Here is a 19,385-nt window from a genome sequence, read left to right as displayed (position 1 = left end):
TGTGTCGCTACTTGCGGCTCTGCTGCCACGCCGCCGCCAGGCCGCTGCAACAGATCACCGCAATACCGATCACCGTCAACCCGCTCGGCGTGTGATTGAACAGCAGCCAGCCCAACAGCCCCGCAAACACAATCTGGCAATACCCGAACGGCGCCAGCAACGCCGGCGCGGCATGGCGGAACGCCTGGGTCAGGAACAAGTGCGCGGTCATCCCGCAACTGCCCAGCGCCAGCATCAGCCCGGCATGGGTCAACGTTGGCACCTGCCAGAAGAACGGCACCAGCGCACTCATCACCAACGTGTTGCACAACCCGGCGAAAAAATTGCTGGTGGTCGGGCTGTCGACTTCGGCGAGCTTGCGAGTGAGCAATTGGTAGAAGCAGAAAAACAGCGCCGAGCACAGCGGCAGCAAAACAGCCGGCGTGAACAGTTCGCCACCGGGATGGACGATGATCAGCACGCCGATAAAACCGCAAATCACCGCGATCCATTGACCACGGGTCACTCGCTCCTTGAGCAGTGGCACCGACAACGCGGTCACCAGCACCGGCGCCAGGAAGTTCACTGCCGTGGCTTCCGCCAGCGGGATGTACATCAGCGCCGTGGTGAAGAACAGGCTGGTGCCGAGCAGGCAAAGTGCGCGGATCAACTGCCACAAAGGCTTCTTGGTGCGCAGGACGCGCAACCCGGATTGCGGCAGAAAAATGCCCGCCATCAGCAGGGTGTGCACCACGTAGCGCGCCCACACCACCATCACGATCGGATAAAACCCGGAGAGGTATTTCGACAATGCGTCATGACTGGAGAACAGGAAGGTCGCCACGACAATCAGCATGATCCCTTTGAAGGGTTGGTTGACGCCGGACAACGGTGTACTGACGGTCATGGGCACTCCTTTGTAAACACTGCCAAACAATCTAGAGCCAGGCGTCAGACTCTCACAGAGAATATTCATAATAGTGGGCGAACAGCGCACCAAATGGTTCAACACCGGCTTCAATGATAACGAGCAAGACAGCAGAACTTTTGATGACGCGAAGTTATAGTCCTGATCCTGCACGTGAACCCGGATTCACGCGCCAATAGAACCGCCGGGCGAACCCGGGTGTCTGACGACCGGACTGGCGCCATACTCACGCACCAGCAACACTCATCATCACGTTCAATAGAGGATTCCCACATGCTATGGAAAAAAGGCCGACGCAGTGACAACGTCGTCGATGCCCGTGGTGATGACGCCGGCGGTGGCGGTGGCATGCGCTTTGGCGGCGGCAAGGGCCTGAGTCTTGGGGCGATTCTACTGATCGTCGGCATCGGCTGGATCACCGGGCAAGACCCGATGCAGATCCTCGGCCAGCTCACCGGGCAAATGTCCGAGCAACCGGCAGCCACTTCGCAGACCCGCCAGGCACCGCCGGCGAACGATGAACAGGCAGAGTTCGTCCGCTCGATCCTCGGCGATACCGAAGACACCTGGGGCACGATTTTCCAGCAGGCCGGCCGGCAATATAAAGATCCTACCCTGGTGCTGTTCAGCAACCGGGTCAACTCCGCGTGCGGTATGGCCACATCGGCCACTGGTCCGTTCTACTGCCCGGCAGACCAGAAGGTCTATCTGGACATGGCGTTTTTCCAGGAAATGTCGCAACGCTTCAAGGCGTCCGGAGACTTCGCACAAGCCTACGTGATCGCTCACGAAGTCGGACATCACGTGCAGACGCTTCTCGGTGTCTCGGCGAAAATTCAGACAGCCCGCCAGCAAGGTCGGCAGATGGAGGGCGACGGTGGCTTGCTGGTGCGCCAGGAACTGCAGGCCGATTGCCTGGCCGGCGTCTGGGCCTACAGCGCGCAGAAGCGCCTGAACTGGCTGGAACCGGGCGACATTGAAGAGGCCATGAATGCGGCCAACGCCATCGGTGATGATCGCTTGCAACAACAGGGTCAGGGTCGTGTGGTGCCAGACTCGTTCACTCACGGTACGTCGGCGCAAAGGGTGCGCTGGTTCAAAACCGGATTCGCGCAGGGCCAGGTAAGCCAGTGCGACACCTTTGCGGCGAAAAACCTGTAAATGCACAAATGGCTTTTGGCTTTACTGATCATTGGCAGCACCGCGCAGGCGGCTGGCGTCGACGCAATCAGCCCCGGGCGATTGCAACTGAAGGCCGGGGAAATGGCGGTGGGTATCGGCCCTGCGCCGGAGAAAATCGAGCGCGTGCTGATCGTCATTCATGGTCGCCTGCGCAACGCCGAGACCTATCGCAAGAGCGCCGAAAGCGCGGCAGAACTGGCGGGGCAAACCGCGCACACGCTGGTGATCGCCCCGCAGTTTCTCAATGAAAGTGACGTGCCGTTGTACTCATTGCCCGCGACGGTGTTGCGCTGGAAAGGCAACGATTGGATGGGCGGCGGTTTCTCCACAGGTCCGAATCCATTGAGTTCCTATGCGGCGCTGGATGAAATCGTCGCCCGTATCACCGATCGCAAACAGTTTCCGGACGTCAAGCAGATCGTGATTTTTGGCCACTCCGGCGGAGGCCAGGTGGTGCAGCGTTATGCCCTGCTCGCCAAGGATCAGCCTGCGCTCAAGGCCAACGGCATTCGCCTGCGTTACGTGGTAGCGAACCCTTCCTCGTACGCCTATTTCAACGAACAGCGGCCCGTGGCATTCGATCACGCGCAATGTCCGGGCTTTAATCGCTGGAAGTACGGTCTGTCAGACATGCCGGTGTATGCCGGTGGGCAAACGCCGCTGCAGCTTGAAAGCAGTTACATCAAACGCGAGGTGATTTATCTGCTCGGGCAGCAGGACATCGACCCACAGCATCCGGCGCTGGACAAGAGTTGCTCGGCAAAAGCGCAGGGGGCGTATCGCCTGGAGCGAGGCAAGATGTTTTTCGGTTACTTGCTGCGCCGCCATCCGGAAGGCGTGAATCAGCGTTTGGTTGAGGTGCCGGGGGTTGGGCATAACGGCGACGAGATGCTGACGTCGCCGGAGGGGCAGAAGGCTTTGTTCGAATAAGTCCTGTAAATGATCTGGCGCCATCGCTGGCAAGCCAGCTCCCACAATGATTTGTGTCAGGCACATTTCTGCATCCACTGAAAATCCCTGTGGGAGCTGGCTTGCCAGCGATGAGGCCAGTTCAAACAACCGGGATATCAGGTGAACAACATCCGCCGCAAATCGACACAATCCTGCGCATGCCAATCCGTCAGCTCCGGCCACGGGTTATCCGGCAGATTCACCAACACCGTGCGCGCGCCCGCCGCACGGCCACAATCCAGATCAAAGCGGTAATCGCCGACCATCACCATCTCACTGGCCGACACGTTCCAGGCCTCGGCCAGTTTCAGCAAACCACCCGGGTGCGGCTTCGGTGGTGCTTCATCGCGGCCCAGCACATCGTCGACGGCAAAGCAGTCAGCCAGGCCGATTGCCTCCAGGGTCACATGCGCCAGTTCGCGCGCGTTGCGGGTCAGAATGCCGAGGCGATAACCGCGCGAGTACAGATCACGCACCAGCTCCACTGCACCCGTCGCCGGGGTCGAACCCAAGGCCAGGTCGCGCTCGTGTTCAAGCAGCCACGCATGCTTGGCCGCCGATTCATCGGCCGGCAATGCGGCGAGATGGGTGAGGATGTCGTCTTCGGGCGGAATCGCCAATGCCCCGCGAATCGCCGCGAAGTCATGCACCGCGACGGTCAGGGTGCCGTCCATGTCGAACACCCAATGGCGGACGTCAGCCAGGCTCATGCCCAATCCTTGCGATGCCGAATCAGGCCTTCCTGGGTGACCGAAGCCACCAGTTGCCCAGCGCGATTGAACACGCTGCCACGGGAGAAACCACGCGAGTTGCCGGCCCACGGACTGTCCATCGCGTAGAGCAACCAGTCATCGGCACGCAGGTCATTGTGGAACCACAGCGCGTGATCAAGGCTGGCAACCTGCATGTCTTTCTGCCAGACCGATTTGCCGTGAGGCAGCATCGAGGTGGTCAGCAGACCGAAGTCCGAGGCATAGGCCAGCAGGTATTTGTGCAGCGCCGGAATGTCGGCCAACGCACCGTCGGCGCGAAACCACACGTATTTCACCGGGTCCGCTGGCTGCGGGTTGTACGGATCTTTTTCGGTGACCGGGCGCACTTCGATCGGCTTCGGACACAGCAGTTTTTCGCGCATGTGCTCGGGGATCAGGTGCGCACGTTGCTGAGTCAGCTCCAGCTCCGACGGCAGGTTTTCCGGGCCGACCACAACCGGCATCGGGGTCTGGTGCTCGAAGCCTTCTTCGTCGTACTGAAACGAAGCGCTGCACGTGAAGATCGGATGGCCCTTCTGGATTGCCGTCACGCGACGAGTGCTGAAGCTGCCGCCATCGCGCACGCGATCAACCGAATAGACCACCGGCAACTTGGCATCGCCCGGACGCAGAAAATAACCGTGCATCGAATGCACATGGCGGGTTTCTTCAACGGTCTGACTGGCCGCCGACAGCGACTGGCCGAGCACCTGACCACCGAACAACTGACGGAAACCCAAGTCCTGGCTGCGGCCACGGAAGAGGTTTTCTTCGATCGGTTCCAGGGTCAGCAAATCGACCAGATCTTCCAACACTTGGCTCATTCAGGCTCTCCTCACACAAAGCTATACCGCGCAGTCTTGGCTACGGCGGTCGATTCAGATTCTGGCGCAGGCCAATGATTTGGCGGCCATTGTAAACGTCCGTGTCGGCTTATCCATGCAAGGTTTGCAGCCATTGTTCCCGGGTGATGCGATACAGCACATGCCTTCTTAACGGGTGATCGAAGGCGAGTTTCGGATGATCAAAGTCATCGGCCGGCGCGTGATGCATGCCGATCGCCTGCATGACTTTCTCCGAAGGCAAATTGCTTTGTGCGGTGAAAGACACGACCTCTTTCAAGGCCAAGCGATCAAAGCCGCAGCGCAGAGCGGTCCACGCCGCTTCACTGGCGTAACCCAGGCCCCAATGCTCCTTGGCCAGACGCCAGCCGATTTCCACTGCCGGCGTGAATGAGGCGTCGAAACCGACGACACCCAACCCGGTGAATCCGATGAACTCGCCGCTGTCCTTGCGCTCCAGCGCCCACAAACCATAGCCATGCTCGGCAAAATGTCCGCGTACCCGGCCGATCAACGCGGCACTTTCCAGTCGGCTCAAGGGTGCCGGAAAGTAACGCATGACCTGAGGATCGGCACACATCGCCGCAAATGCCGGCAAATCCTCGTCCTGCCACTGACGCATCAGCAGGCGTGCGCTTTCCAGTTGCAGTATCGGCTCCATCGTGCCCCTCCGTTTCCATGCCGCAAGTCTACATCGCTGGTAGGATCCTTCACTCTTTCCAACGTTCCCTCGCGAAAAAGCCATGCCATTGCCGCTGATCTACCACGAAGACTACAGCCCCGAGTTCCCAGCGGATCACCGCTTTCCCATGGACAAGTTTCGTCTGTTGCGTGATCACCTGGTCGACAGCGGCCTGACCCGTGACACCGATCTGTTGCGTCCGCAGATCTGTCCCAACGACATCCTCGCGTTGGCCCATGACCGTAGCTATATCGAACGCTACATGAGCGGCGAGTTGTCCCGCGAAGACCAGCGGCGCCTCGGCCTGCCGTGGAACGAAGCACTGGCGCGGCGCACGGTGCGGGCGGTCGGCGGTTCAATCCTCGCTGCGGAAAAAGCCCTGGAGCATGGCCTGGCCTGTCATCTGGCGGGCGGCACCCATCACGCGCATTACGACTACCCGGCCGGGTTCTGCATCTTCAATGACCTGGCGATCATCAGCCAATACCTGCTGCAAAGCGGCCGGGTCAATCGCGTGCTGGTCTTCGATTGCGACGTGCATCAGGGCGACGGCACCGCGCGCATCCTGCATGACACCCCGGAGGCGATTACCGTTTCCCTGCACTGCGAGAAGAATTTTCCTGCACGCAAAGCCGAAAGTGACTGGGACATTCCGCTGCCCAAAGGCATGGGCGATGGCGACTATTTGAAAGTGGTCGACGACACGCTCAACTATCTGCTGCCGCTGTATCAACCGGATCTGGTGTTGTATGACGCCGGCGTCGATGTGCACAAGGACGACGCCCTCGGTTATCTGCAACTCACCGACGAAGGTGTCGCCGCCCGCGATGAAAGCGTGATGCGCCATTGTCTGGGCCGTGACATCCCGGTGGTCGGCGTGATCGGCGGTGGTTACAGCAAGGATCGCCACGCCCTCGCCCGCCGTCACGGCATTCTTCATCACAGCGCGCAGCGCGTCTGGACGTCACACGGTTGTCATTGAGTTGTGCTGCGTTACCCACAATCGCTGTGGAACTGCCTGTGGATAACCTGAGTGAAAGGGACTACAGGCCACAGCGAACATGGCGTACAGCGCGGCGGTTGTTTTTTAACCAACATTTGAATTGCTCCACAAATCCCCTGTGGGAGCGAGCCTGCTCGCGAAGAAGTCGGTCCTTTCAACACCAAAAGTGACTGACCCACCGCTTTCGCGAGCAGGCTCGCTCCCACAGGGATCTCCCCCATTGGCCTGCGCTGTTAGAATGCGCGCCTTATCTCGCCATACCGCAGCGCACGCCATGACTCAGAACACCGCCTCCTCTCCCGCTCACGTCGCCATCATCGGCGGTGGCCCTGCCGGCCTGATGGCCGCCGAAGTGCTGAGCCAGGTGGGAGTACGCGTCGATCTGTACGACGGTATGCCCTCGGTGGGCCGCAAGTTTCTGCTGGCAGGCGTCGGCGGCATGAACATCACCCATTCCGAAGCCTACCCGGCGTTCCTTTCGCGCTACGCCGAACGCGCACCGCAAATCGCCCCGTTGCTTCGCAGCTTCGATGCCGATGCGTTGTGCCGCTGGATTCACGATCTGGGCATCGAAACCTTCATCGGCAGCTCCGGCCGTGTGTTCCCCACCGACATGAAAGCCGCGCCGTTGCTGCGCGCCTGGCTCAAGCGTCTGCGCGACAGCGGCGTGGTTATCCACACCCGCCATCGCTGGTTCGGTTGGGATGAACACGGCGCGCTGCGCATCGACAGCCCGGAAGGCGAGAAAACTCTCAAACCCGACGCCACGCTGCTCGCTCTCGGCGGCGGCAGTTGGTCGCGACTCGGTTCCGACGGCGCGTGGATGTTGCCGCTTGAGCAGCGTGGTGTAGGACTGGCGCCATTGCAGCCAAGTAACTGCGGCTTCGAAGTGCAGACCTGGAGCGAATTGCTTGTCAGCAAATTCGCCGGCGCGCCGCTGAAAAATATCGCCATTGGCTTGAACGACGACATTCCGCGCTTGGGCGAATGCGTGATCACCGCGACCGGCATTGAAGGCAGTCTGATTTATGCGCTGTCGGCGCCGATTCGTGAGGCGATCAACGCGCACGGCTCAGCGACCATTCACATCGATCTGTTGCCCGGCCGACCTGTGGATAAATTGCAGGCAGCGTTGAGCAAGCCACGCGGTTCGCGGTCGATGGCCAAGCATCTGCACAGTCAGGTCGGGATTGATGGGGTGAAAGCGGCGTTGTTGCGTGAATTGACTGATGCGGCGACGTTCGCTGATCCGGCGCTGTTGGCGCGGGCGATCAAAGCATTGCCGCTGACATTGATCAAAACCCGCCCGCTGGACGAAGCGATCAGCAGTGCCGGGGGCGTGACGTTCGAGGCGTTGGACGAGCGCTTGATGCTCAAGGCGTTGCCGGGGGTGTTCTGCGCAGGCGAGATGCTTGACTGGGAAGCGCCAACGGGCGGCTATTTGCTGACGGGATGTTTTGCCAGTGGGCGGGCCGCGGGGTTGGGGATTTTGCAGTGGCTTAAAAGCAGCGCCAGTTTTTAAGCCACAAGCTGCAAGCTAAAGCACAGCGCTTTTAACTTGCAGCTTGCAGCTATCCACTCGAAGCTGCTTTTACGGCTTGCGCTTGCGCGGCCCAGTATTAAACACCGGCACCTTGCGCACAGGTTTGATCGAAGGCTCTGGCGCCTGCGTCTCGCCGCTGTCGACCCATTTACCCAGGTTGCGCTTGCCGCCACCGCCGGAAGTTTTCGGCTTTTTCGGTTTCTTCGGCTTCTTGATCACCTGACCGCTGGCATCGGTATCCGGCACGCGGTGTTCAGGCTCGAAGTCCGGTTCGTTCTGACGCTTCAACGTCTGACGCGTGAGCATCTCGATCGCCGACAGCATGTTCACTTCATCGGCACATACCAGCGAAATCGCTTCGCCCGTCGCACCGGCACGGCCAGTACGGCCGATACGGTGAATGTAATCCTCGGCCACGATCGGCAGATCAAAGTTGACCACCAGCGGCAGGTCTTCGATGTCCAGACCACGGGCCGCGACATCGGTGGCCACCAGAATCTGCACTTCGCTGAGTTTGAAACGATCCAGCGCACGCTGACGGGTCGCCTGCGGTTTATCACCGTGGATGCCGTCCGCGTTGACGCCCAGGCCCTGGAGTTTTTCCACCAGCGCGTCCACGCCGTTGCGGGTCTTGGCGAACACCAGCACTTGCTTCCACTTGTTCTTGCGCATCAGATGCACGAACAGTTCGGCCTTGCGCTTCTTGTCCACCGTCACCAGCCACTGCTTGACGGTGTTGGCGGCGACGTTGCGCGGGCTGACTTCGACGCTCAGCGGGTCGTTGAGCATCTGCCCGGCCAGCAGGCGAATATCGTCGGAGAAGGTCGCGGAGAACAGCAGGGTCTGGCGCTTTTTCGGCAGCATGCGGTAGATGTTCGCCAGTTCTTCGGAGAAGCCCAGGTCGAGCATACGATCGGCTTCATCCAGCACCAGGGTTTGCAACTGATCGAGTTTCAGCGCGTTCTGGCGGAACAGGTCGATCAGGCGACCAGGCGTGGCGACCAGCACATCGACGCCGCCGCGCAGCTTCATCATTTGCGGGTTGATGCTGACGCCGCCGTAAACCGCATAAGTGCGCAGCGGCAGGTTTTCGGCGTACTGGCGCACAGACTCATGAACCTGCTCGGCCAGCTCGCGGGTCGGCACCAGAATCAGCGCACGCGCCGAGTTCGCGGTGACTTTTGGGCCTTCCATGGCCAGCAACTGCAACAGCGGCAAGGCAAAACCGGCCGTTTTGCCAGTGCCGGTCTGGGCCGCAGCCATCAGGTCGCGACCGGCCAGAACGGCCGGTATGGCTTGCGCCTGCACAGGCGTCGGGGTCTGGTAGCCGAGCTTCTCGAGAGAGCGCAGCAAAGGTTCGATCAGGCCAAGGGAGGCGAAAGTCATGGGAGTACCGTAGGAAAATTCAGCGCAATTGTGCGACACGAGTGTGCAATGCCACGCAGTTTACCCTAATTCGTACGCTGTTCCGCGGGAACGGCTGTCGGCGCTGCGACTGGCGGCAGTACTGGCCGGCGCCACTGCGGCAGTACTGGCCGGCGCCACTGCGGCAAGCCAATCAACACCACAGCGCTGATGATCACCAACATCGCCAGCGCCTCTTCGATACCAATCGTCTCGCCAACAAACACGATCCCCAGCAACACCGCCACCGCCGGGTTGACGTAGGCATAACTGGTCGCTGCGGCCGGGCGCACGTGCTTGAGCAGGTACATGTAGGAATTGAAGGCGATGATCGAGCCGAAGAAAATCAGATACGCCAGCGCCAGCCAGCCTTCAATCGGCGGCAGCGCTTGCAGATGTTCGCCGCTCAGCGTGCTACCGATCAGCAGCGCCACACCGCCGACCAGCATTTCCACGGCACTGGCCATCGCCCCCTGCGGCAGCGGCAGATGCCGGCTCCACACCGAACCGAAAGCCCACGCCGCCGCCGCAAAAATCAGCAACGCGGCACCCAGCGGACTCGATTGCAGGTTGGAGCCCATGTTGAGCATGGCGATGCCGACAATGCCCAAGCCTACCCCGGCCCACTCGAGACGGGTATTACGCGCGCCCCAGAAATAACCGCAGAGCAACGTGAACAGCGGCACCGTCGCCACCGCCAACGCAGCAACTCCCGAAGCCACCCCCGAGTGCTCGGCCACACTCACCGCGCCGTTACCAAAGCTGAGCAGCAAAATCCCGATGATCCCCGCCGCTTTCCACTGCGCCCACGTCGGCGCCGGTGCCCCGCGCCAGCGCAGGAAGCCGTACATCAACGCGCCGGCAATCACAAAGCGCACGCCGCCCAACATCAGCGGCGGCCAGTATTCGACGCCGATGCGAATCACCAGATAGGTCGATCCCCAAATCACATACAACGCAAAAAAAGCAGCGATCAGCGGCAAGGAAAAACGGCGCAGGGCAGACATGAGCAACTCGACAGTCAGCGTCAGGAGACTGGATATTCTAGAAAGGCCAGCCGGCAAAAATAAGTTACAAAACCTGTTTATCGCGCCGGTACACTTTGGAAAGCACGGAGATCAACGGCATAAACCACGATTTCGAAAGTCTGCCGATTTCAGGAGTTCACCCTTGGACAAATACGACCGCATGCTGCTCAGCGCCCTACTCGAAAACGGTCGAGCGTCCTACGCCGACCTGGCGCGCAAAGTGAACCTCTCCGCCCCCGCCGTCGCAGAGCGTGTGGCCAAGCTTGAAGCAGCGGGAGTGATCACCGGCTATGAGGCAAAAATCGATCTGGCGAAAATCGGCCTGCCGATTCAGTGCGTGATCGAATTGCGTCTGCACCAGAACGGCAGTCAGAAGGTCTACGACGAACTGGTGAAAATCCCCCAACTGACCGAGTGTTTTCGAGTGACGGGCGATCCGTGCGTGATCATGAAGGCCGCGGTGGGCTCGATGCCAGAGCTGGAGGAGTTGATCAATCGCGTGGCGAAATTCGGGTTCAGCAAGACGTCGATTGTGCTGTCGAGCGCGATCGAAAAGCGCGTGCCGCTCGGGCACATCGAAGGCAACGGCAAGTAGAGTTCTCCTGTAGGAGCTGCCGCAGGCTGCGATCTTTTGATCTTGCTCTTAAAAACAAGATCAAAAGATCGCAGCCTCGTTTCACTCGACAGCTCCTACAGGGAAGCTTCGGTGATTTTGGGATCAGCGATAGCGCTGCAGATGTTCGCTGACTTTGGCGGCCGGGACTTTCTGCAGTTTGCACAGCAGGTCATGGGATAACTCGCGCACGCCGTGCTTGCTGCGCAACTCATCCGCAAGGTGCGCCATCAAGTTCGCCGCCATCTCCGCATCCGCCATCGCCCGGTGAGCCTGACCCGTGTGCGGCAGGCGGGCGAACGTGGTGAGGGTGCCGAGTTTGTGATTCGGCGCTGCCGGCATCAAGCGACGAGCCAACAGTAGCGAACAGGCGAAGTTTTGCAGGCGTGTGCGCTTGATCCGCCCCAGTTCGAAGTCCCAGAACTTCTGGTCGAACGAAGCGTTGTGCGCGACCAGTGGCGTGCAGCCGACAAACTCGTTGACCTCGTTCATCACTTTTTCCGCCGGCGGCGCGGTGCGCAGCATGGCGTTGCTGATGCCGGTCAGTTGTTCGATGAACGCGGGGACGCGTACACCCGTGTTCATCAGGCTCTGGTAACGCTCGACGATGCGGCCGTTTTCCAGCATGACCACGGCAATTTCCGTGGCGCGACAGCTGCTGTTTGGCGAGAGACCAGTGGTTTCAAAGTCGATGACTGCAATGCGTTCCAAACCGGGTTCAACTCCGTACAAATCAATTCTTCAGTAACCGCTCAATTCTTCAGTAGCAGTGCGCCTTCGATTGGCACATAACGACTGGCGGCGCGGATCAGCGAGTTGGCGGTGAGGCCGGGAACACCGTAAGCGACCGCTTGAACCCCGTGTTTGCTGATGATGCGTTCCAGCAGCATGTCGAAATCGCCATCACCGGACGCCAGGACAACTTCGTCGACGTGGTCGGCGGCGTCCATGATGTCGAGGGTGATGCCCACGTCCCAGTCGCCCTTGGCCGAGCCGTCGCTGCGCTGGATGTACGGCTTGAGCTTCACGATGAAGCCAAGGTTGCGCAGGATCTGCTGGAACTGCTGCTGCTTGCTGTCGCCACGGTCGATCGCGTAGGCGTAGGCCTCGACGATCTGCCCGTCCTTGCTGATGTCTGCCCACAGCGCCGCGTAGTTGAAGTGGCAACCATAGGCCTGACGCACGGTGTAGTAGAGGTTCTGCACGTCGGCGAACACTGCGATTTTTTTCACCGGAGTTCCTGTGAGCGCGCAAGCGCACGAAGCGGGATCAGGCGCCAGGCCCGAAAATGGCGCTCAGTATGCCAGCCCGAAGGAAGGTGACGCGAATAATCGGTCCGGAGCCCTCAGGGGCTCCGGACGAATGGTGAGTCAGACGAAGGAATCGTCGTCATCGAAGAACGATGAGTTGTCATCGCTGTAGTCGGTATCGGCAACCCCACCCTGGTCGTTTCCGGCCATGCGCTGGTCATCGCCCCAACCGCTGTTGCTCTGGTCTGCAACCTGCGCCGGCTCTTCCTTGATCACTTCAACAATTTCTTCCGGCTGTTGATTGTGATGAAACAGGCTGCTGATGCCTTGCGCCAGCATCACACCACCGGCCACGCCAGCGGCGGTTTTCAATGCGCCACCGAGAAAGCTGTTGCCTGCCGCCGGAGCCGCTTGTTGCGCGTAGTTAGGCGACTGTGCGCCAAAGCTCTGTTGCGGCGCGGGCGCATTGAAGTTCTGCTGCGGTGCCGGCTCACGCCAGCCGCCAGTGGATGCCGGGGTGCTCTGGGCCGGTGCCGGACGCGAAGTGCCGCCGCCAAAGATGCTCGACAGAAAACCACCGCCACCACTCGGCGCCGCACCTTGGGCCTTGGCCGATTGCAGTTCGGCCTGCAACTGCTGGACTTGCCGGGTCAGTTGCTTGTTCTGTTCGTCGAGGCTCTTGAGCGCTGCCTCTTGCACCAGAATCGCCTGGGTCATGAAATAACCTGCCGCCGGTTGGCGTGTCAGGTGTTCCTTGATCCGCGCCTCGGCCTGGGCATCGCGCGGGGCTGCTTCCGTCTCGGCCTGTTGCAGCCGGGAAAACAATCCATCGATCAGGGTTTGCTCTTCGCTGTTCATGGCGACCTCGTAGATTGCCGGGGAAAACATTGCCCTCATCCACACTGGACGGGGTGCTCACCTGTAATGGCGACGGTGACAGGATGTTTCAACGACCTTTACCGAATGTTTACGTTTGTGCCGCGCCGCACATCATCGGTTAAAGTGAGCCACTGTTTTCGACCTGCGATACCGACTGATGAATGCCTTCGAAGTGCTGCGCGACTCTCTGTTTTTTTTCAAACGCCATTTGGTCAGCATCGTGCAGCTGTGCCTGCCGCTGGTGATCGTCGAAGCCTTTTTGCAGCAGGTGGTCGATCGCGCTTCCGGGCCGGAAAGCTTTGCGGCGAGCAGCATCATTGTCGGCCTGGTGATTTATCCGCTGTATACCGCCGCGCTGATTCTGTTTCTCGATGCCCGCAGTCGAGGCGAGTCGCCGCGCAACCGCGACCTGCTGGCGATGGCTGCCACCCTGTGGCCGCGCTTCGCCTTGCTGACGGCGCTGAACACATTGCTGATCCTGCTGGGCATTTCGCTGTATTTCCTGCCGGGTCTGATCCTCATGGTGATGCTGGCGTTCGGCGAATACCTGCTGGTCCTGCGCGGCCTCAATCCATTGCACGCCATGAAAGAAAGCCTGCGCCTGACCCGTGGGCATTTCTGGCGAATCCTGCTGTGCATTCTCTGCGTGATGACACCGCTGTGGTTGCTCAAAGGGGCGAGCCTGGCGGTTTATCCAGAGCCGCAAAACCCGGTGATCGCCGTACTGATCGACAGTGCCCACAGCTTCCTGCAACTGTTCACCAGCGTGGTGCTGTTTCGCCTGTTCATGCTGATCAGCGAACTGCCTGACAAACGTAGTGGCGCGGTCTGATCGCTTTGGCCTTGGGCGACGGGCGTGCACTCGGGTATGCTCGGGGCCACTTTCTGTAACGCTATAAGCCGAGCCATGACCCGTCTGCTGCGCTACACCCTGTTGCTTGTTGTGCTCGCCATCGCTCTGATCGGCGCGCTGTTGTTCAGCCTGACCTGGCGCCCCGACACCCGGGAAACCCTGCCGGTCAGTTGCACCGGCACCCCGCCTGCGCTGGTGCCCGGGCAAGCGCTGAAAGTCATGACCTGGAACGTGCAGTACCTGGCCGGCAAGCGTTACGTGTTCTGGAATGATCTGGCCCAAGGCAACGACGAAGCGCCGACCCTGGAAGACATGGCCTTCAGTCTCGATGAAGTGGCACGAGTGATCCGCGACGAGCAACCCGATGTGGTGCTGTTGCAGGAACTGGATGACGGCGCCAAGGCCAGCGACTATCAGAATCAGCTCAAGCTGTTGCAGGAGCGGGTCGCTGATCTGTATCCGTGCAGCGTCAGCGCGTTTGACTGGAAAGCCGACTTCGTTCCCGAACCACACATCTTTGGCAGCGTCGGACGACAACTGGCGACACTGAGCCGCTACCGCATCGAACACGCCGAACGCCTGCAATTACCGGTGGCTTCGAGCAATTTCATCAGCCGCCAGCTCCAGCCTAAAAACGCCCTGCTCGCGACCCGTCTGCCGCTCAGCGATGGCGGGCAACTGACCGTATTCAATACGCATCTGGAACGCGCCAGCCAACCGAATGACACCTTGCAGGCGCAGGTGACGGCCGTGGCCAAGGTACTCGACAAGTATGAAAGCCAGGGTTTGCTGTGGCTGGTCGGCGGCGACTTCAACCTGCTGCCGCTCGGCCAATATCGCCGTTTGCCCGCAGAGCAGCGCACGCCTTACGCCGCCGACAGCGAGTTACATCTGCTGTGGGACAAATACCCGATGATCCCGACCAACAACGAAGCCAGCGGCATCAATCGCGCCCAGTGGCTGACGCACTACCCCAACGATCCCGGCCTCAACGGCCCGGATCGCACGGTCGACTATCTGTTCTACAGCCCGAAGATCAAACGGGTTGAAGCGATGGTGCGCCAGGACGATACCTTGCGCATTTCCGATCACTTGCCAGTGATCGCCCGTTTTCTGCTCCCGGCCACCCCATAGCAACGGCATTGCTCAACGGCCCGATTACACGGCTTCGGCCTTCGAATTTACAACATGGAAGACGCATGAAAATCTTGTTGATGTGCAAGGACATCGGCGGTTATGCCCGTAAACTGGCTGACCATCTGAGGAAGGATAACGACGTGTGCTTCATTGATACGTCGGCGATGGCCAACACGTTCGATCGAGCCCCCAAGATCATCCGTCGTCCGCTCAAGCGTTGGGCCCAGTTGCGCCAGGTCAAACGCGCCATAGGTGCAGGCGGGCGATTCGACGTTGCCCTCATCATCAACCCGGCGCAAATCGATCCGAAGCAGTTGGCGACGGGATTGCGCGCCTCAGACCGCAAGATCGCTTATCTGTACGACAGCTTCAGTCGCTGGCCGATGAGCCGCGAAGAGCTGGCCAGTTATGACGAGGTGTTTTCATTCGACCCGGAAAACGCCAAGAGCCACGGTCTGAAAAAACTGCACAATTTCATTTACGACGACTATGTTGCCGACGGTGCACCCGGCGATTACTCGGCGTTTGTGGTGATGGCCGGCAAGGACCGGGTGCCGGCACTTGAAGGTCTGGCGAATGAGTTCGATCGACTCGGCATTACCGATTACAGGTTTCTGGTGCAGTGCAAACCGATCCCGGGGGCTCATCCGGGCATTACGTTCTTCGAGCAGAGAATGTCGCTGGAATCTGTGGGCGAACTGGTGAAGCGCTCGCGGATCATTCTGGACATTTCCAAGCCGGGTCAGACCGGTTTGAGCTTTCGCTTTTTTGAAGCCATGGCCTCGCGAAAAAAGGTCATCACGACCAACAAGAGTGTTGTCGATTATGACTTCTACAACCCGGCCAACATTCTGGTCATCGACGAAAACAGCCCGGTGATTCCGGAGCACTTCATCACAGCCCCGTACGTGGACATCCCTGCACCCATCTATGAAAAATACACGCTGCAAGGTTGGGTGAAGACCGTTTTCTCGCAGCAATGAATTGCTGGCCGACTCACATCCCGTAGGAGCTGCCGCAGGCGGCGATCGTTTGATCTTCAGGTGCCACGAGGTTTGGCCCGCGCAGTGGCCTCGGCCACCAACGGATCATCAGGCCAATAATGCTTGGGATACCGTCCCTTCAAATCCTTCTTCACCTCGGCATAAGTGCTGCGCCAGAAGTTGGCCAGATCCTGCGTCACCTGCACCGGACGCCGCGCGGGTGACAGCAGATGCAGCTTGACCACTTGCCTGCCGCCAGCGATTCGCGGGGTTTCGGCCAGCCCGAACAACTCCTGCAAACGTACCGCCAGAATCGGCGGAAACTCGCTGTAATCCAGACGAATCGACGAACCCGACGGCACGCTCAGATGATGTGGCGCCAGCTCATCCAGCCGTTGCGGCAGAGGCCACGGCAGCAGATTGCGGACGATGCTCGACAGATCCAGATTGGCGAAATGACTGAGCCGCGAAACCTTGCCCAGATACGGCATCAGCCAGTGTTCAAGGGATTTCATCAGCGCGACATCGCTGACGTCCGGCCATTGGCTTGCGTCTTGAGTCTGCAGATCCAACTGCCGCAACAGGGCGACACGCGCTTGCCACTGACGCAGTTCCGGTGTCCATGGCAGCAACTCAAGACCCTTGCGCCGCACCAGATTGACCAGTGCCTGACTGCGTGCGCTTTCATCGAGACCGGTCAACGGTTCACGACTGAGGACCAGCTCACCGACCTTGCGCTGACGCTCGGCGCGCAACACACCTTCGCGCTCGTCCCAATCCAGTTGATCGACGCACTGCACCTGCTCGGCCAGCACCGAATCGAACAGCGCCGGATCAAAATCCGCCGCCAGATAAATCCGTTCTTCGCGCTGGCCCTGACGACTGCCGAGGTCGGCGATGACGATCCATGGCTCTTTCATCAGGCTGTCGGCTTCGGCGAACAGCGCAGCGCGACCGTTGGCCAAGCGATATTCAGCGCCACCGGCGCGGCGCTGTTGGGCGACACGGTCGGGATAGGCCAGCGCCAGCAAAGCGCCGAGCCAGCGCGGATGATCCGGATCGTTGACCGGCTCACTCGCCTTACCGCGCAGGTAACCGCGATATTGCCGCGCCAGTTGCCGCGCACGCTGCACGCCGCCCTGCGCCCCACGAGTTGCGCGCTCTTCGCCCGAAAGCAGGACCAGTCGGCTGTGCAGGTCGGCCCCGGCGCCGCGCAAGATATCGCGCTCGCCCAGCAGCGCGGCGACATCGCAAGCCATCGTCGCCAGCCCCAACGCCTGACCGCGCAGCAATAAGTGGCCGATACGCGGATGCGCCGGCAGCTCGGCCATGGCCTGACCGTGCGCAGTCAGCGCCTCGCCGTCCAGCGCACCCAGACGCTGCAACAAATCCTGTGCCTGTGCATAAGCCGCTGCCGGCGGCACGTCGAGCCAGACCAGTTCGCCCGGTGTCACGCCCCAGCGCCCCAGTTGCAACGCAAGGCTGGCCAGATCTGCCGAGAGAATTTCCGCACTGCCGTATGCCGACAGTTGCTCGTGTTGATCCTGCGACCACAAGCGATAACAAACGCCCGGTTCCAGTCGCCCTGCCCGGCCTGCGCGTTGGGTGGCACTGGCTTTGGAAATGCGTTGAGTGTCGAGGCGGGTCATGCCGCTGCCCGGATCGAAACGCGGCACCCGCGCCAGCCCGGCATCGATCACCACGCGCACGCCGTTGATGGTCAAACTGGTTTCGGCGATGTTGGTCGCCAGCACCACTTTACGCTGACCGGGTGGAGCCGGATCGATGGCGGCTCGTTGCGCGTTCAGATCAAGCTCACCGTGTAACGGACAGAGCAACACGTCGCTGCGCTGACCGATGGCGTCGCTCAGCTGTTGATGGACTCGACGGATTTCCGCCTGCCCCGGCAGAAACACCAGCACGCTGCCGGTTTCATCATTGAGCGCTTCGAGTACCGTCTGCGTCACGCGTTGATCAATGTATTCGCCGGGCTGAAACGGCCGCCCCCAGCGCATTGTCACCGGGTACATGCGGCCCTCGCTGCGCAGGATCGGCGCGTCGTCGAGCAAACCGGCCAGGCGTTCGCCTTCCAGCGTTGCGGACATCAGCAAAATCTTCAGCGGCTGTTCAGCGCGAAACAGCTCTCGACCGTTCAAACTCAGGGCCAATGCCAGATCGGCGTCGAGGCTGCGTTCGTGGAATTCGTCAAAGATCAGCAGACCCACGCCTTCCAGTGCCGGGTCATCCTGCAAGCGGCGAGTGAGAATGCCTTCGGTGACCACTTCGATGCGGGTATTGGGGCCAACCTTGCTGTCGAGACGAATGCGATACCCGACGGTCTCCCCGACCTTCTCGCCCAACTCGCTGGCCAGTCGTTCCGCTGCGGCACGCGCCGCCAGACGACGAGGCTCAAGCATGAGGATGGTTTGCCCATCGAGCCAGGCTTCATTGAGCAGCGCCAAGGGCACGCGGGTGGTTTTACCGGCGCCGGGCGGTGCTTCGAGCACGGCTTCGTGGCGTGTCGCCAACGCTTCACGCAGGGCGGGTAAAACTTCATCGATCGGCAAAGAAATCATGCTGGCTCCCCAGGGCGTGCCCACAGTAAATGGCGAGTCACGTTAAAGATGTGAGCGTGCCAGGCAAGGCGCGGGACGCAGGTAAGGGTCGTTTCCTTGCCAAGTCCCGCAACGCAGCATGGCGCGCTCACAGCTTTAGCCCGGAGGGCCGAACCCCGACAGGACTCATCAGCCTTCACGCGGTGTCGATCTGGAGAAAACAACTTCAATCCTCAACATATTTCGGTAGGGGTGAGACGAGGCCGCAATTTACTGTGGGCACGCCCTGCCAGCGGCGAGTATAACGGCGAACTGCTTGGCGTTCGTCAGGGTCTTAACTTCACACGACGACGCTTCGTTATTAGATGACTCAGGAGATATTTCCCATGCGTTTACCTTTTCGCCTGATCGGCGGCGTGCTGGTCGCCACCCTGCTCACTCAAATCACCGCGTGCGGCTCGATTTTCTATCCGGATCGTCGCGGCCAGATCGACGGCAAGATTGACCCGGCGATTGCCGTGCTCGATGCCGTCGGGCTGCTGTTCTACGTGATCCCCGGGCTGATCGCATTTGCTGTCGACTTCGCCACTGGCGCGATCTATTTCGAGCCAGGTCATACCGCACAAATCGATCCGGCCAAGCTCAAGCAAGCCGTCGGCCCGGACGGTCAGGTCGATAACCACAAGTTGCAGGCTATTCTCGAAACGGAACTGGGGCGCAACTTCCCGCTGGACGATCCGCGCCTGATCCAGCACAAGGGCAGCACTCAGCAACTGGCTATGTTCGGCCTGCAACCTGCCGCATAAGGAATCACCCTGCCC

19 protein-coding genes are annotated in these 19,385 nt (G+C 60.3%); 9 read left to right on the top strand and 10 right to left on the bottom strand.

Annotated features, from left to right (window positions below; translation table 11 throughout):
- Positions 1-7 precede the first annotated feature (7 nt).
- Positions 8-886, bottom strand: coding sequence for a DMT family transporter (locus H8B20_RS24980; RefSeq protein ID WP_047303516.1), 879 nt, complete (start codon positions 884-886; stop codon positions 8-10).
- Positions 887-1,180: 294 nt separating this feature from the next.
- On the opposite strand from H8B20_RS24980, the gene ypfJ reads away from it, so the two are divergent.
- Positions 1,181-2,068 carry a KPN_02809 family neutral zinc metallopeptidase gene (ypfJ, locus tag H8B20_RS24975; protein WP_042561190.1) on the top strand — a complete coding sequence of 296 codons (888 nt, stop codon included), beginning with the start codon at positions 1,181-1,183 and terminating at the stop codon, positions 2,066-2,068.
- Positions 2,069-3,019: an alpha/beta hydrolase family protein gene (locus tag H8B20_RS24970; protein WP_210624903.1), complete on the top strand. Its 951-nt coding sequence runs from the start codon at positions 2,069-2,071 to the stop codon at positions 3,017-3,019.
- A gap of 137 nt (positions 3,020-3,156) precedes the next feature.
- On the opposite strand, the gene H8B20_RS24965 is transcribed toward H8B20_RS24970, so the two are convergent.
- The 3 genes from H8B20_RS24965 to H8B20_RS24955 all read right to left on the bottom strand — a co-directional run bounded on the left by H8B20_RS24965 (position 3,157) and on the right by H8B20_RS24955 (position 5,295).
- Entirely contained in the window at positions 3,157-3,750 is a 594-nt protein-coding gene (locus H8B20_RS24965) for an HAD family hydrolase (protein ID WP_210624902.1), read from the bottom strand.
- Entirely contained in the window at positions 3,747-4,616 is an 870-nt protein-coding gene (gene tesB, locus H8B20_RS24960; RefSeq protein ID WP_047303520.1) for an acyl-CoA thioesterase II, read from the bottom strand. The genes H8B20_RS24965 and tesB overlap by 4 nt, the downstream gene beginning before the upstream one ends.
- A 109-nt stretch (positions 4,617-4,725) precedes the next feature.
- On the bottom strand, positions 4,726-5,295 hold the full coding sequence (locus H8B20_RS24955; RefSeq protein ID WP_210624901.1) for a GNAT family N-acetyltransferase: 570 nt from the start codon (positions 5,293-5,295) through the stop codon (positions 4,726-4,728).
- Between the two features lie 82 nt (positions 5,296-5,377).
- Between H8B20_RS24955 and H8B20_RS24950 the strand changes: the two genes are divergently transcribed.
- Both H8B20_RS24950 and H8B20_RS24945 read left to right on the top strand, forming a co-directional pair.
- A complete protein-coding gene (locus H8B20_RS24950) occupies positions 5,378-6,298 on the top strand; it encodes a histone deacetylase family protein (RefSeq protein ID WP_210624900.1) in 921 nt (306 codons plus the stop codon).
- Positions 6,299-6,593: 295 nt separating this feature from the next.
- The gene (locus H8B20_RS24945) at positions 6,594-7,841 is read left to right on the top strand and encodes a TIGR03862 family flavoprotein (RefSeq protein ID WP_210624899.1); all 1,248 of its coding nucleotides are present in this window, start codon (positions 6,594-6,596) and stop codon (positions 7,839-7,841) included.
- A gap of 69 nt (positions 7,842-7,910) precedes the next feature.
- Here H8B20_RS24945 and H8B20_RS24940 read toward each other — a convergent pair whose 3' ends face one another.
- Together H8B20_RS24940 and yedA are read right to left on the bottom strand one after the other, a co-directional pair.
- A complete protein-coding gene (locus H8B20_RS24940) occupies positions 7,911-9,248 on the bottom strand; it encodes an RNA helicase RhlE1 (RefSeq protein ID WP_210624898.1) in 1,338 nt (445 codons plus the stop codon).
- Between the two features lie 65 nt (positions 9,249-9,313).
- Entirely contained in the window at positions 9,314-10,273 is a 960-nt protein-coding gene (gene yedA, locus H8B20_RS24935) for a drug/metabolite exporter YedA (RefSeq protein WP_210624897.1), read from the bottom strand.
- A 163-nt stretch (positions 10,274-10,436) separates the two neighbouring features.
- Between yedA and H8B20_RS24930 the strand changes: the two genes are divergently transcribed.
- Positions 10,437-10,889: an Lrp/AsnC family transcriptional regulator gene (locus H8B20_RS24930; RefSeq protein ID WP_042561199.1), complete on the top strand. Its 453-nt coding sequence runs from the start codon at positions 10,437-10,439 to the stop codon at positions 10,887-10,889.
- Between the two features lie 123 nt (positions 10,890-11,012).
- On the opposite strand, the gene H8B20_RS24925 is transcribed toward H8B20_RS24930, so the two are convergent.
- The 3 genes from H8B20_RS24925 to H8B20_RS24915 all read right to left on the bottom strand — a co-directional run bounded on the left by H8B20_RS24925 (position 11,013) and on the right by H8B20_RS24915 (position 13,015).
- Positions 11,013-11,618 (bottom strand): 3'-5' exonuclease, encoded by a 606-nt coding sequence (locus H8B20_RS24925; protein ID WP_042561200.1) that lies wholly within the window; start codon positions 11,616-11,618, stop codon positions 11,013-11,015.
- A 41-nt stretch (positions 11,619-11,659) separates the two neighbouring features.
- A complete protein-coding gene (locus H8B20_RS24920) occupies positions 11,660-12,139 on the bottom strand; it encodes a LabA-like NYN domain-containing protein (protein ID WP_042561201.1) in 480 nt (159 codons plus the stop codon).
- 138 nt (positions 12,140-12,277) lie between these two features.
- The gene (locus H8B20_RS24915; protein ID WP_115146585.1) at positions 12,278-13,015 is read right to left on the bottom strand and encodes a DUF2076 domain-containing protein; all 738 of its coding nucleotides are present in this window, start codon (positions 13,013-13,015) and stop codon (positions 12,278-12,280) included.
- 178 nt (positions 13,016-13,193) lie between these two features.
- Between H8B20_RS24915 and H8B20_RS24910 the strand changes: the two genes are divergently transcribed.
- The 3 genes from H8B20_RS24910 (at position 13,194) to H8B20_RS24900 (ending at position 16,009) form a co-directional block, all read left to right on the top strand.
- Positions 13,194-13,868, top strand: a complete 675-nt coding sequence (locus tag H8B20_RS24910; RefSeq protein ID WP_210624896.1) for a YciC family protein — start codon at positions 13,194-13,196, stop codon at positions 13,866-13,868.
- 75 nt (positions 13,869-13,943) lie between these two features.
- The gene (locus H8B20_RS24905; RefSeq protein ID WP_210624895.1) at positions 13,944-15,023 is read left to right on the top strand and encodes an endonuclease/exonuclease/phosphatase family protein; all 1,080 of its coding nucleotides are present in this window, start codon (positions 13,944-13,946) and stop codon (positions 15,021-15,023) included.
- A 65-nt stretch (positions 15,024-15,088) separates the two neighbouring features.
- Positions 15,089-16,009, top strand: a complete 921-nt coding sequence (locus tag H8B20_RS24900) for a WaaS/CpsH family glycosyltransferase (protein ID WP_210624894.1) — start codon at positions 15,089-15,091, stop codon at positions 16,007-16,009.
- Between the two features lie 56 nt (positions 16,010-16,065).
- On the opposite strand, the gene hrpB is transcribed toward H8B20_RS24900, so the two are convergent.
- Positions 16,066-18,585, bottom strand: a complete 2,520-nt coding sequence (gene hrpB, locus H8B20_RS24895) for an ATP-dependent helicase HrpB (RefSeq protein WP_210624893.1) — start codon at positions 18,583-18,585, stop codon at positions 16,066-16,068.
- Positions 18,586-18,950: 365 nt separating this feature from the next.
- Here hrpB and H8B20_RS24890 point away from each other — a divergent pair, with 365 nt between their 5' ends.
- Positions 18,951-19,370: a hypothetical protein gene (locus tag H8B20_RS24890; RefSeq protein WP_042561222.1), complete on the top strand. Its 420-nt coding sequence runs from the start codon at positions 18,951-18,953 to the stop codon at positions 19,368-19,370.
- Positions 19,371-19,385 lie beyond the last annotated feature (15 nt).

This window comes from Pseudomonas sp. P42 (assembly GCF_017973755.1).
In the GTDB taxonomy this organism is placed as follows: domain Bacteria; phylum Pseudomonadota; class Gammaproteobacteria; order Pseudomonadales; family Pseudomonadaceae; genus Aquipseudomonas; species Aquipseudomonas iridis.
The sequence above is the reverse complement of the archived record's forward strand: the minus strand, read 5'-3'. Positions and strand labels throughout refer to the sequence as shown.